The sequence below is a fragment of the Microbacterium sp. Y547 genome (assembly GCF_057669785.1).
Window position 1 is genome coordinate 43,279 of the sequence record NZ_JBYHFN010000003.1, and the last position, 12,897, is coordinate 56,175.

Sequence of the window (12,897 nt, forward strand, 5' to 3'; positions counted from 1 at the left end):
CGCCGCCCCGGACAATTCCGGGAGCGACGCGACCCTTCGGGGCGGTCGGGAGCCGGCGGATCAGGTGCCGGTGCACCGACCGCGCGGCATCCTCACGCCTCGATGACGAGAGGAACGATCATGGGGCGCCGGCGCAGCGACTGGTTCACCCAGCGCCCGATCGTGCGGCGCACGATCTGCGCGAGCGCGTGCTGGTCGCGGACGCCCGACTGCGCGGCCTCGGCGAGCGCCGCTGCGATCTTGGGCTTGACACTGTCGAACACGGCGTCGTCCTCGGCGAAGCCGCGCGCGTGGATGTCGGGTCCCGAGATCACCTTGCCCGTCGAGGCATCGACGACGACGATGACCGAGATGAAGCCCTCTTCGCCCAGGATGCGGCGGTCCTTGAGATCGGCGTCGGTGATCTCGCCGACGCTCGAGCCGTCGACGTAGACGAACCCGAGGTCGAGCTGGCCGACGACCTTGACGTCGCCGTCGCGCAGATCCATCACGGTGCCGTTCTCGGCGATGATCGTGCGCTCGGGGGCGATACCCGTCTCTTGCGCCAGGCGGGCGTTGGCCATGAGGTGGCGGTACTCGCCGTGCACGGGCAGGACGTTGCGGGGCTGGAGGATGTTGTAGCAGTACAGCAGCTCACCGGCAGCGGCGTGACCGGACACGTGCACCTTGGCGTTGCCCTTGTGCACGACGTTGGCGCCGAGCTTGGTCAGTCCGTCGATGACGCGGTAGATCGCGTTCTCGTTGCCGGGGATGAGGCTCGACGCGAGGATGACGGTGTCTCCCTCGCCCGGCTCGATCTCATGGTCGAGGTTCGCCATGCGGCTGAGCACGGCCATCGGCTCGCCCTGTGAGCCCGTCGACATGTAGACGATCTCGTTGTCGGGCAGGTTGCGCGCCTTCTTGTAGTCGATCAGCACACCCTCGGGCACCTTGAGGTAGCCGAGGTCCTCGGCGATCGTCATGTTGCGCACCATGCTGCGGCCCAGAAGCGCCACGCGGCGACCGTGCGCCGCGGCGGCATCCAGAACCTGCTGCACGCGGTGGATGTGGCTCGAGAAGCTCGCGACGACGACGCGTCGCGGGGCTCGGCCGATGACCTGGTCCAGAACGGGGCCGATCTCACGCTCGAGCGGAGTGAAGCCCGGCACGTCGGCGTTCGTCGAGTCGACGAGGAAGAGGTCGATGCCTTCTTCGCCGAGCCGCGAGAACGCCCGCAGGTCTGTCAGCCGGCCGTCGAGCGGCAGCTGGTCCATCTTGAAGTCACCGGTGGCCAGCGCCATGCCCGCGGGAGTGCGGATCGCGACGGCGAGCGCATCGGGGATCGAGTGGTTCACGGCGATGAACTCGAGGTCGAACGGCCCGAGCTGCTCGCGGTCGCCCTCTTTCACCGTGAGGGTGAACGGCTTGATCCGGTGCTCTTTGAGCTTTGCCTCAGTGAGGGCGAGCGTGAGCCCCGACCCGATCACGGGAATGTCGCGCTTGAGTCGCAGCAGGTACGGGACGGCGCCGATGTGGTCCTCGTGGCCGTGCGTGAGCACGATCCCCACGACGTCGTCGAGTCGATCCTTGATCGGCTCGAAGTCGGGCAGGATCAGGTCGACGCCCGGCTGGTGCTCTTCGGGAAACAGCACTCCGCAGTCGACGATGAGGAGCTTGCCCTCGTACTCGAAGACCGTCATGTTGCGACCCACTTCGCCGAGGCCGCCGATCGGGGTGATCCGCAGGGTGCCCTTCTCGAGAGCGGGCGGGTCGAACGGACTGTTGGGCATGTGTACCTCCTCGGTTGTCGACGACCTCTTCAGGCCGACGAGCCGGATGCCGCGGCATCCGGGAATGTCTGTCACCGCCGACGCGGTTGAATCATCTGGTCGTTCCGGACACCTTGGGCAGTGCGCCGCCGGCGGCGGCGTTGCGGTCGGGTCGGAAGTTGGAGAAGTCGATGCCGGGCACATCGGACACGAGTGCGAGCTCGTCTTCGATCTTGGCCGCCTCCCACTCCTCGGGCCCCACGAGCGGGAGCCGGACACGCGGACTCGAGATGCGGCCGAGTCCGTGCAGGATGTACTTCGCCGAGACGGTGCCCGGCACGTGCGTCATGACCGCACGCACGAGCGGCTCGAGCTGCTTGTGCGCCGCCGTCGCCTTGTGCAGGTCACCCGCGTTGACCGCGTCGACGATCACACGATACGGCGCGGCTGCGACGTTGGCCGTCACGCCGATGAGGCCGGTCGCGCCGATCGCGAGGTGCGGCAGCACGTTGGCGTCGTCGCCCGAGAAGTACATCAGGTCGGTCTGGTTGAGCACACGACTCACCTCGCTGAAGTCACCCTTGGCGTCTTTGATCGCGATGATGTTGGGGTGCTTCGCGAGGCGCAGGATCGTCTCGTACTTGATCGGCACACCCGTGCGGCCGGGGATGTCGTAGAGGATGACCGGCAGGTCGGTCGCGTCCGCGACGAGGCGGAAGTGCGTCAGGATACCCGCCTGCGTCGGCTTGTTGTAGTACGGCGTGACGATCATGATGCCGTCGGCTCCGGCGCGCTCGCTCGCCTTGTACAGCTCGATCGCGTGCGCGGTCTCGTTCGAGCCGCCGCCCGTGATGACCTTGGCTCGTCCCGCCGAGACGTCTTTGCCGACCTCGACGAGGCGGATCTTCTCGGCATCCGTGAGAGTGCTGGTCTCGCCGGTCGTGCCGGTGACGACGATGCCGTCTGCGCCGGCGGTGATGACGTCGTCCATGTGCTTCTCAACGGCAGGCCAATCGACTTCACCGTCGGCCGTCATGGGAGTGACGAGCGCGACGAGCACCTGACCGAACGGGTTGGCGGATTGCGTCATGTATTCAGGCTAGCGGGAGCGCGCGCCGCGCGGCGACGCGTCGCGGCCTCAGCGTCCCGCGCTGCCGGCTCTCGCGGCGAGATCGGCGGGGACGAACCTCGCCAGTCCGGCCAAGAGCTTGTACCTCAGGGACGGCACCGACACGGCCTTGCCTCGTGCCGCGTCGCGCAGCGACTCCGAGACGACCCGCGGGGCGTCGAGCCACATCCACTCCGGCACGCCCTCCCGCCCGGGCGGCAGGCCCGCGCGCTCGTGGAAATTGGTGTGCGTGAAGCCCGGGCAGACCGCCGTCACGGTCACGCCGCGCGGCGCGTACGCGGCGTTCGCCCAGCGGCTGAAGCTCACGACCCACGCCTTCGCGGCGCCGTACGTCGAGCGCGGGATGAACGCCGCGACCGACGCGATGTTGATGATGCGCCCGTTGCCGCGCGCGAGCATCGGCTTGAGCGCGGCGTGCGTCAGCCGCATCGTCACCTCGGTGTGCAGCCGCAGGTGCCGGACTTCGTCTTCGATGTCGTTGCGCTCGAACGCCAGCGGCAGCCCGAATCCCGCGTTGTTGACGAGCAGCTTGACCGGTCGTGTCGCATCGAGCAGCCTCGCCTCGACCTTCTCCCGCTGGCGCGGCTTCAGCAGATCGGCGACGATCACCTCGACGGCGACGCGGTTGACGCGGCGCTGCTCGGCGGCGAGGAACTCGAGTGCCTCGCGGTCGCGGGCCACGAGCACGAGGTCAGCCCCGCGCGCAGCCAGCTGACGGGCGTATTCGGCGCCGAGCCCCGAGCTCGCACCGGTGATGAGGGCAGTCGTCATGCCGACAGCCTAAGAGCCGGGGTGCAGTGTGAGGAAGCGATAGCGGATGCCAGTGCGCGACGTGTGCCAGCCTTCGACCGGCTCGACCTCGGCGATCCGCCACCCTTCACGGTCGGGCGCGCACGTGTCACCGTCGACTTCGAGATCGAGTTCGGTGACCTCGAGCAGATCCGCCCGCGGCATCGCTTCGTGAAAGAGCGCTCCTCCTCCGATGACCCACACCCGTTCAGACCCGGCGAGCGCGAGCGCCTCATCGAGGGATGCCGCACGCTCGGCGCCGTCGGCGTGCCATCGGCCGTTGCGGGTGACGACGATGTTCCGGCGCCCCGGCAGCGGCCGGAACCGGTCGGGGAAGGATTCCCATGTGCGCCGGCCCATGATGACGGGCGCCCCCATCGTGACCGCCTTGAAGTGGGCGAGATCCTCGGGCACGTGCCACGGCATGCCGCCGTCGGCGCCGATCACCCGTTCGGCCGCCTCGGCCCAGACGAGTCCGATGCGCGCGGTCATACCGCCACCGCGGCACGGATGGCCGGGTGGTGCTGGTAGTCCTCGACGGCGAAGTCTTCATACGTGTAGTCGAAGATCGACGCGGGCGTGCGCGTGAGGCGCAGCCTCGGAAGCGGGTACGGCTCACGGCTGAGCTGCTCGCGCACCTGCGCGACGTGGTTGTCGTAGATGTGGCAGTCACCGCCCGTCCAGACGAAATCGCCCGGCTCGAGGCCCGTCTGCTGCGCGATCATGATCGTCAGCAGGGCGTACGAGGCGATGTTGAACGGCACCCCGAGGAACATGTCGGCGCTGCGCTGATACAGCTGGCACGACAGCCGCCCGTCGGCGACGTAGAACTGGAAGAGGGCGTGGCACGGCGCCAGGGCCATGTCGGGGATGTCGGCGGGGTTCCACGCCGAGACGATGAGGCGACGCGAGTCGGGGTTCGTGCGGATCTGGTCGATGACCTCGGAGATCTGGTCGATCTGCCCGCCGTCCGGTGTGGGCCAGGACCGCCACTGCACGCCGTACACCGGCCCGAGTTCACCCGCGGCATCGGCCCACTCGTCCCAGATGGTGACGCCGTTGCGCTGCAGCCATCCGACATTCGACTCGCCGCGCAAGAACCACAGCAGCTCATAAGCGATCGACTTGAAATGCACGCGCTTCGTCGTGATGAGGGGGAACCCCTGCGAAAGGTCGTAGCGCAGCTGACGCCCGAAGACGCTCGTCGTGCCCGTTCCCGTGCGGTCGTCCTTGTGCGTGCCGTTCTCGAGCACGTCGCGGAGCAGGTCTTCGTAAGCAGTGGGGATCGCCGTTGTCACGGCTGCCACGATACCTGCGCCGCGGCAGCACATGGGTCTACCGAACGCCGTCGCGCGGCCGCACACGGATGGTTAGGCTGGCGATGCGGCGTCCGGAGCGCGGAGGCCCCGATTACGGAGGTTCTGATGACCGTCACGAGCGAAGCGACCACCGAATGGAAGGGCGGCCTGACCGACGGATCGGGCCAGGTCACCTTCGTCTCGTCGGGTCTGGGCACCTTCGACCTCGATTGGAAGGCCCGCAGCGAGGGATCATCGTCGGTCACGACGCCGGAAGAGCTCATCGCCGCCGCTCACGCGTCGTGCTTCAGCATGGCGCTCTCGCACGCACTGGCCGGCAACGGCACCCCTCCCGATTCGGTCTCCACGACGGCATCCGTCACGTTCAAGCCGGGCACGGGCATCACGGGAAGCCACCTCAACGTCAACGCCGTCGTCCCCGGGCTCTCGGCCGAGGACTTCGAGCGCCTCGCCCAGGAGGCGAAGACCGGCTGCCCCGTGTCGCAGGCTCTCGCGGGCATCGAGATCACCCTTGAGGCGACGCTTGCCTGATTCCCCGACGAAGCCGGGGCGCGTCGTCGTCGCGGGTTCGTCCGGGCTCATCGGCGCGGCACTCGTCGAGAGTCTGCGCGATGACGGCGTAGAGGTCACGCGTCTCGTGCGTCGCCCGCCCACCGCCGCCGACGAGGTCGAATGGCTCACAGAGGCCGCACCCCTCGACCCCGCAGTGCTCGAGGGCGCTGCGGCCGTCGTCGGGCTCAACGGAGCGAGCATCGGCCGCTTTCCGTGGACGAACCGGTACAAGAGCACGCTGCTGTGGTCGCGCATCACGCCGACTCGCGCGCTGGCCAGAGCCATACGCGAGCTGGGCACCGACGCCCCCGCGTTCGTCTCAGCGTCGGCTGTCGGTTGGTACGGCTCCGCCCCCGGGGTCGCCCTCACCGAGGATGCCCCGCGCGGCGAGTCCTTCCTGGCCGATCTGTGCGGGGAATGGGAGGCCGCGGCACACGCCGCGGGCGCGCACGCGCCCGTCACGACGCTGCGGACGGCGCCGATCGTCCACGCCCGCGGCGTGCTCGCCCCCCTGCTGGTGCTGACGAAGCTCGGGATCAGCGGGCCCATGGGGCGTGGCACACAGGCGTGGCCGTGGATCTCTCTCGATGACGAGGTCCGCGCGATCCGGCACATCATCGACACGGGCTTGACGGGGCCCGTCAACCTCTCCGGTCCAACCCGGGCGACCGCGAACGATCTCGGCTTCTCCCTGGCGATGCGGATGAACCGTCCCTATCTGCTGCGCGCGCCCGTGCCTGCCCTCAAACTCGTCCTCGGTGCGGATGCCACCGAGGCGCTCCTCACCTCCGACATGAACGTCGTCCCCGAGGCATTGCTGCGCAGCGGATTCCGTTTCGGGCATACGACCGTCGAAGAGGCCGTCGCGGCGGCGGTGCCGGCCGCGAGCTGATCAGGCTCGGCGTTCGAGCCGGATCGCGCTGCGCACAGCTTCGCGCGCGCGCCGGCGATCGCCCGAGGCGTCGTAGGCGAGCCCGAGGCGGTACCACGCCCGCCAGTCTTCGGGGTGCGCCTCGACGTCGGCCCGGTAGGCCGGGAAGAGTGCATCCGCTTCATCGCGCAGCACGCGCCCGCTCGGGCGCACGGCGACCTGCTCGGTGGGTAATGCGTCTTCCTGCTCGAGGCGGGAACCGAGCTGTTGCGCACGGACGCCGAACCACAGTTCGCGGCCCAGTGCCCACATCGCCACGAGTGGGACGACGACGAGGGCGACACCCATCGCGATCCCGAGGGGGTTGCCGCTGAACATCAGCTGCACTCCGCGGTATCCCGCGATGACGATGTACAGCGCGAGGAGCACCGCCATGACGGCGACGCCCAGGCGCACGCTCATCCGCCGACCTGAAGGTTCAGGAACGAGTCCAGACCCACGACCACTCCGGTCACGTCGCGGGCGGCGGCCAGAGCGATCCGGATGCCGGGGGCATAGGCCTGGGCGGAGTCGATCGTGTCGTGCGTGATCGTGAGCGTCTCACCCGGTCCCGACAGGATGGTCTCTTGCCGGGCGATCACGCCGGGGCGTCGCAGCGAGTGCACCGGGATGCTGGCCACCTGCTGGCCGCGGGCCCGTTGATCGACGTGGGGCGCTTCGACGGGGCCGACCTCGGAGCGCGCTGCGGCGATGAGTTCGGCCGTGCGCACAGCCGTGCCGCTCGGCGAATCGATCTTGGTGTCGCGGTGCGCCTCGACGATTTCGGCGGACGGGAAGAACGGCGCCGCGGCGGCGGCGAGCGCCGAACCCAGCACGGAGCCGATGGAGAAGTTCGGGATGAAGACCGCGCCCGTTCCGGCGGCGTCGACGAGGGGCCGCACGAGCGCGATGCGCTCTGCCGACCAGCCCGACGTGCCCACGAGGACGTTGAGGCCCCGGTCGATCGCCGCGCGCACCACCTCGATCGAGACGGCCGGGATCGAGGCATCGATCACGAGGTCGGCATTGTCGATCTCGTCGAGCGACGACGTCGACGACAGCACGGCGGTGACCTCGAACTCGTCTTCGGAGTCGACCACCTCGCGAATGATAGCACCGAGCTTGCCGGTTCCTCCCACAATGGCCACACGCGTCGTCATGCGTCCCATCCTAGGCTTCGGGCAGCACGGTCTAGGCTGAGCGCCATGGTCCGCCTGCGCCCCGAACCCGTCGACTCCCCCGCTGCGCACGAGCTTCTCGCGGAGTATTTCGTGGCCCGCACGAGCGGGTTCGCCGAGCAGGACGTCGTCTATGCGACGACGTTCCCTGATCCGGCAGTCTTCGTCCCGCCCGCCGGCGTCTTCGTCATCGTCGAAGACGACGACGGCGCACCGGTCGGGTGCGGCGGCATCCGACGCATTCCCGACGGTCCACACGGTCGGCGGTACGAGGTCAAGCACCTCTACCTGCGCCCCCAGACGCGCGGCCGAGGCTGGGGACGGCTTCTCATGGACGACCTGGAGCGGCGGGCCCGCGACCTCGGAGCGCGCGAGCTCGTGCTCGACACGCACCACTCCCTCACGGCGGCCGCTGCGCTCTACGCGAGCACCGGCTTCACCGCGATCGAGCCCTACAACGACAACCCCAACGCGACCCGCTGGTACGGCCGCGTACTCGAGCCCGCAGACTAGATCGGCGGGGTCTCGGGCAGGCCCGTGCGAAGTTCGAAGGGCAGGTGCTCGAGGTCGTTGTGCGAGAGCATCGTCCACGGGCGGCCCTGCTTCTGTGCGAGCACAGTGACGCCGCAGTTGGCCTGATTCAGCGTCATCCAGCGCCATTCGGGCGCCTGCAGCACTTCGCGCACGAACCAGGCGATGACGAAGTTGTGGGTGATGAGCAACTCGTGCACCTCGCCGCTCTTGCGCACGAGGAACTCTGCAACGGCGTCGCCCATCTGCGCGCGCCCTGCCTCGATCTCAGCCTCGGTGACGGCACCGAAGAACGGCTCGTACCCCGCGGGTGTGTCTTCGGTCATACCCGTCGGGACACAGTCGAACAGCAGTGCCGACGGCGCAGGCGAGAGCGCCGGCATGCGTTCGGCGACGACGCTCGCCGTCTCGGCCGCCCGCATCAGCGGGGAATGCCACACGGCGTCGAACGGGACGCCCGATAGACGGTCCGCGAGCAGAGCCGCCTGACGGCGACCGCGCGGCGACAGCGGCCCGTCGGTGAGGCCGTGCTCCGCGTCCTGGTGCTCGCCATGCCGCACAAGATAGATGTAGTGCGTCACCTGATCACTCCGTTGAGGGTTTGGGGCCCCTGCAGGGCGCTCTTTCCACCCTACGTCACCCGTTTGCCGGCCTCGGCCGTTCGTGCGCTACTCGGACGCCCGGGCGATGTACGCCAGCTGCGCGCGGGTCAGGTGCACACCCACACCGTGCACGAGCTCTTCGACATGGTGGGGCGCGTAGGCATTGACGATCGGCGCCGTGACGAGCTTCTGCGCGAGCAGCCACGCGACGGCGACGGCCGCGTCGGGCACACCCAGCTCGGCGCCGACGACGTCGAGCGCGCGCAGGGTGCGGTTGCCTCGCCTGTTCAGGTTCGCCGCGATCTGCGCGCCGCGCACCGACAGATCGCCGCGGCTGCGCGTGCGCTGCCGCCCCGCGAGAAAACCGTGCTCGAGCGCGTGCGACGGAGTCACGGCGATGTTCTGCGCGCCGGCGACGAGCCGTAGGTCGTGATCGAACTCATGCCGGCGCACGATGTTGAACGGCACGTCGAGCACCGTGACGCGGGGGAACCCGGCGGAGGCGAAGATACGCGCTTCGACGAGCTGCGCGGCCGTGTAGCCGACGGCGCCGATCGCGCGGACCTTGCCCGTGCCGATCAGCCACTCCGCCGTCGCGAGCGTGTCGTCGAGCGCCGCGGTCGAATCGGTCGTGGAGTCGAGGTAGAGCACGTCGATGCGATCCGTCCGCAGCCGCGTGAGCGAGGCTTCGACCGAGCGCACGAGACTCACGGCGCCCAGACCCGGGTTGTCGGGATGTCCGCCGACGCGCACGGCGAGAACGATGTCGTCGCGCAGACCCCGCGAGTGGGTCCACTGGCCGATGATGTGCTCGCTGCGCCCCGCCGAGAACGTGTCAGCGGTGTGCACGACGTTGCCGCCCCGATCGACGTACGCGTCGAGGATCTCGTGGCTCGCCTCGAGATCGACGTTCCAACCGAACTCGGCGCCGCCGAGGATCAGCGGGAAGACATCGATCCCCGACTCGCCGAGCGGTACCCGCACGCCGCGCCCGACGGGCGGGCCTTGCACGGGAATCGGAGCGGAGGGATGCACGAACGGTGATCCCGAGGCCGTGGTCTCAGTGCTGGCGCTGGCGCTCGGCGACGAGACGTCCGCGCCGCTGCTGAACGTACTCATCTTCTACCCCCGCACCCGCTGTACCGTCGAGGAACCGGCGTGGCGTTCGCCCCGCTGCACCCCCCGGCGCGTACTTAGAGGGTAAGCCAGACCACGGACACGACCGCCAAGACGGGCAGGCGGTCGGTAAACATTTCATAACGTTCGTGCCGTCGTCTCGACGCCCGCCCTGGGACGACGGATGCCCGCCCCCGATGTGGGGAGCGGGCATCCGGTCGAACAGCGGAAGAACTCAGTCCTCGGCGGGCACCTCGACGGGTGCCTCGACGACGACGATCTCCTCGACCGACTCTTCGACGACAGGCTCGAGGGAGAGCTTGCCGCGGTCATCGATCTTGGTGATGCGCACGAGCACCTTCTGGCCGACCGAGAGCACGTCATCGACGTTCTCGACCCGCTTGCCGCCGGCGAGCTTGCGGACCTCGCTGACGTGCAGCAGTCCGTCCTTGCCCGGGAGCAGCGAGATGAACGCGCCGAACGTCGCGATCTTGACGACGGTTCCGAGGAACTGCTCGCCGATCTCGGGGTTCGTCGGGTTCGCGATCGCGTTGATCTGCGCACGGGCGGCCTCGGCGGCGGGACCGTCGGTCGCACCGATGTAGACGGTGCCGTCCTCCTCGATCGAGATCTGCGCGCCGGTCTCGTCCTGGATCGCGTTGATCGTCTTGCCCTTGGGCCCGATGAGCTCGCCGATCTTGTCGACGGGGATCTGCACGCTGATGACGCGCGGAGCCGTCGGAGCCATCTCGTCGGGTCCGTCGATCGCCGCGTTGAGCACACCGAGGATCGTCAGACGCGCTTCCTTGGCCTGCGTGAGCGCCGCCGAGAGCACCGACGAGGGGATACCGTCCAGCTTCGTGTCGAGCTGGATCGCCGTGACGAACTCGCTCGTGCCGGCGACCTTGAAGTCCATGTCGCCGAGGGCATCTTCGGCGCCGAGGATGTCGGTAAGGGCCGCATAGCGCGTCTGACCGTCGACCTCATCCGAGACGAGGCCCATGGCGATACCGGCGACGGCAGCGCGCAGCGGAACACCCGCGTTGAGCAGCGACAGGGTCGAGGCGCAGACAGCACCCATCGAGGTGGAGCCGTTCGAGCTCAGCGCCTCGGAGACCTGACGGATCGCGTAGGGGAACTCCTCGCGCGACGGCAGCACCGGCATGAGGGCGCGCTCGGCGAGGAAGCCGTGCCCGATCTCGCGACGCTTGGGGCTGCCGACCCGGCCGGTCTCACCGGTCGAGTAGGGCGGGAAGTTGTAGTGGTGCATGTAACGCTTGCTCGTCGTGGGCGACAGCGAGTCGATCTGCTGCTCCATCTTGAGCATGTTGAGCGTCGTGACGCCGAGGATCTGCGTCTCGCCGCGCTGGAAGATCGCCGAGCCGTGAACGCGAGGGATGACCTGCACCTCGGCGTCGAGCGCGCGGATGTCCGCGAGACCGCGACCATCGATGCGGGCACCCTCGGTGAGGATGCGGCCGCGCACGATCTTCTTCGTGACGGACTTGTACGCCGCCGAGAACTCCAGCGGAGCCCCTGCGGGAAGCTCGCCGGCTTCGGTCGCCGCGATCAGCTCGGCCTTGACGCGGTCCTTGAGCGCGTCGTCAGCCGAGGTGCGCTCGGTCTTGTCGGCGATCTGGTAGATGCCGGCCAGCTCGTCGTGCGCACGGCTCTCGACGAAGTCGTAGACCTCGGAGCTGTACGGCGGGAAGACGGGGTAAGGCTGGATCTCCTTGGCCGTCGAGCTGGCGAGCGCGTTCTGCGCCGCGACGAGCTCGGTGATGAACGGCTTCGCTGCCTCGAGGCCCTGGGCCACAACCTCTTCGCTCGGCTTGGTGGCGCCGCCCTGGATGAGGTTCCAGCTGTTCTCGGTCGCTTCGGCCTCGACCATCATGATCGCGACCTCGCCATCGGGGCGGACACGGCCCGCGACCATGAGGTCGAAGACGGCCTGCTCGACCTGAGCGGCGTTGGGGAATGCGACCCACTGGTCGGCGTGCTCGCCCTGACCCGGGATGAGCGCGAGGCGCACACCGGCGATGGGGCCCGAGAACGGCAGACCCGAGATCTGTGTCGACATCGACGCGGCGTTGATCGCGAGGGCGTCGTAGTACTCGCCCGGTGCGATCGAGAGCACCGTGATGACGATCTGGACCTCGTTGCGAAGACCATCGACGAACGACGGGCGCAGCGGCCGGTCGATCAGACGGCAGACGAGGATCGCCTCGGTGGACGGGCGTCCTTCGCGGCGGAAGAACGAGCCGGGGATCTTTCCGGCGGCGTACGAGCGTTCTTCGACGTCGACGGTCAGCGGGAAGAAATCGAAGCCCTCGCGCGGGTGCTTTCCGGCGCTCGTGGCCGAGAGGAGCATCGTCTCCTCATCGAGGTACGCGGCAACCGCGCCCTGTGCCTGCTGTGCGAGGCGACCGGCCTCGAATCGGATCGTGCGGGTGCCGAAGCGTCCGTTGTCGAGGACGGCTTCGGAAGCGGTGATTTCAGGACCTTCCAAGAGGTCACTCCTTCTTTGTTTAGGCTCGCGTGTCCGTATGACACGCGAGCTTCGCGAAGGAGCAGGAACAGGCAGATTATCGGCGCGCGCGGGAATCCGCGGGACCGCCTGCACTGGCCACCAGTAGAAGATCACCCGGCACGAGACGCGACGAGGAAGCCACCACAGGGGACCAGCTTGCTGCCGGCCTGCTCCATGAGCTCATGTTGAATTGAGCGGATGCCGCATAGGCAACCTTGCTGAGCCTATCAGTGCCGCATGGACACGTGCCTGCGAAGGCTGGGAGCGGGCGCATTGTGGCGTCGGGATGCGGGCCATGGGAAGCTGGGAGCATGAGCACCGATGACGCGACCACGCCCTCCGAGGAGATGAAGCGCAAGTTCAAGGACGCGCTCGAGAAGAAGAATGCGCATCACCGCGAAGGCGAAGCGCATCTCGACGGCGACTCCGCGGTCCACGGCACGCACTCCGCCAAGACCAAGCGCGAGTTCCGGCGCAAGAGCGGCTGAGCGCT

General features: G+C 68.5%; 14 protein-coding genes. 4 read left to right on the forward strand and 10 right to left on the reverse strand.

Annotation, left to right across the window (positions count from 1 at the left end):
• Positions 1 to 92: 92 nt before the first annotated feature.
• The 5 genes from AC25Y0_RS05580 to AC25Y0_RS05600 form a co-directional block, all read right to left on the reverse strand.
• The gene (locus tag AC25Y0_RS05580; RefSeq protein ID WP_488122235.1) at positions 93 to 1,769 is read right to left on the reverse strand and encodes a ribonuclease J; all 1,677 of its coding nucleotides are present in this window, start codon (positions 1,767 to 1,769) and stop codon (positions 93 to 95) included.
• A 91-nt stretch (positions 1,770 to 1,860) separates the two neighbouring features.
• Positions 1,861 to 2,838, reverse strand: coding sequence for a 4-hydroxy-tetrahydrodipicolinate synthase (gene dapA, locus AC25Y0_RS05585; RefSeq protein ID WP_488122234.1), 978 nt, complete (start codon positions 2,836 to 2,838; stop codon positions 1,861 to 1,863).
• Positions 2,839 to 2,886: 48 nt separating this feature from the next.
• Entirely contained in the window at positions 2,887 to 3,648 is a 762-nt protein-coding gene (locus AC25Y0_RS05590) for an SDR family NAD(P)-dependent oxidoreductase (protein ID WP_488122233.1), read from the reverse strand.
• A gap of 9 nt (positions 3,649 to 3,657) precedes the next feature.
• Positions 3,658 to 4,158, reverse strand: coding sequence for a dihydrofolate reductase (locus AC25Y0_RS05595; protein WP_488122232.1), 501 nt, complete (start codon positions 4,156 to 4,158; stop codon positions 3,658 to 3,660).
• On the reverse strand, positions 4,155 to 4,997 hold the full coding sequence (locus AC25Y0_RS05600; protein WP_488122231.1) for a thymidylate synthase: 843 nt from the start codon (positions 4,995 to 4,997) through the stop codon (positions 4,155 to 4,157). The genes AC25Y0_RS05595 and AC25Y0_RS05600 overlap by 4 nt, the downstream gene beginning before the upstream one ends.
• Before the next feature lie 93 nt (positions 4,998 to 5,090).
• On the opposite strand from AC25Y0_RS05600, the gene AC25Y0_RS05605 reads away from it, so the two are divergent.
• On the forward strand, positions 5,091 to 5,516 hold the full coding sequence (locus AC25Y0_RS05605; protein ID WP_488122230.1) for an OsmC family peroxiredoxin: 426 nt from the start codon (positions 5,091 to 5,093) through the stop codon (positions 5,514 to 5,516).
• Positions 5,509 to 6,429, forward strand: coding sequence for a TIGR01777 family oxidoreductase (locus AC25Y0_RS05610; RefSeq protein ID WP_488122229.1), 921 nt, complete (start codon positions 5,509 to 5,511; stop codon positions 6,427 to 6,429). Before AC25Y0_RS05605 ends, AC25Y0_RS05610 begins: the two co-directional genes overlap by 8 nt.
• Here AC25Y0_RS05610 and AC25Y0_RS05615 read toward each other — a convergent pair whose 3' ends face one another.
• Positions 6,430 to 6,870, reverse strand: a complete 441-nt coding sequence (locus tag AC25Y0_RS05615) for a hypothetical protein (RefSeq protein WP_488122228.1) — start codon at positions 6,868 to 6,870, stop codon at positions 6,430 to 6,432.
• A complete protein-coding gene (dapB, locus tag AC25Y0_RS05620) occupies positions 6,867 to 7,607 on the reverse strand; it encodes a 4-hydroxy-tetrahydrodipicolinate reductase (protein WP_488122227.1) in 741 nt (246 codons plus the stop codon). The genes AC25Y0_RS05615 and dapB overlap by 4 nt, the downstream gene beginning before the upstream one ends.
• 45 nt (positions 7,608 to 7,652) lie before the next feature.
• Here dapB and AC25Y0_RS05625 point away from each other — a divergent pair, with 45 nt between their 5' ends.
• On the forward strand, positions 7,653 to 8,138 hold the full coding sequence (locus AC25Y0_RS05625) for a GNAT family N-acetyltransferase (RefSeq protein WP_488122226.1): 486 nt from the start codon (positions 7,653 to 7,655) through the stop codon (positions 8,136 to 8,138).
• Here AC25Y0_RS05625 and AC25Y0_RS05630 read toward each other — a convergent pair.
• The 3 genes from AC25Y0_RS05630 to AC25Y0_RS05640 all read right to left on the reverse strand — a co-directional run bounded on the left by AC25Y0_RS05630 (position 8,135) and on the right by AC25Y0_RS05640 (position 12,383).
• Positions 8,135 to 8,737, reverse strand: coding sequence for a histidine phosphatase family protein (locus AC25Y0_RS05630; protein WP_488122225.1), 603 nt, complete (start codon positions 8,735 to 8,737; stop codon positions 8,135 to 8,137). The two genes, AC25Y0_RS05625 and AC25Y0_RS05630, sit on opposite strands and share 4 nt — an antisense overlap.
• A gap of 87 nt (positions 8,738 to 8,824) precedes the next feature.
• Positions 8,825 to 9,877 carry an aldo/keto reductase gene (locus AC25Y0_RS05635; protein ID WP_488134359.1) on the reverse strand — a complete coding sequence of 351 codons (1,053 nt, stop codon included), beginning with the start codon at positions 9,875 to 9,877 and terminating at the stop codon, positions 8,825 to 8,827.
• Positions 9,878 to 10,109: 232 nt separating this feature from the next.
• Positions 10,110 to 12,383: a polyribonucleotide nucleotidyltransferase gene (locus AC25Y0_RS05640; RefSeq protein ID WP_488122223.1), complete on the reverse strand. Its 2,274-nt coding sequence runs from the start codon at positions 12,381 to 12,383 to the stop codon at positions 10,110 to 10,112.
• 332 nt (positions 12,384 to 12,715) lie between these two features.
• On the opposite strand from AC25Y0_RS05640, the gene AC25Y0_RS05645 reads away from it, so the two are divergent.
• Positions 12,716 to 12,892 (forward strand): DUF5302 domain-containing protein, encoded by a 177-nt coding sequence (locus AC25Y0_RS05645; protein WP_488122222.1) that lies wholly within the window; start codon positions 12,716 to 12,718, stop codon positions 12,890 to 12,892.
• Positions 12,893 to 12,897 lie beyond the last annotated feature (5 nt).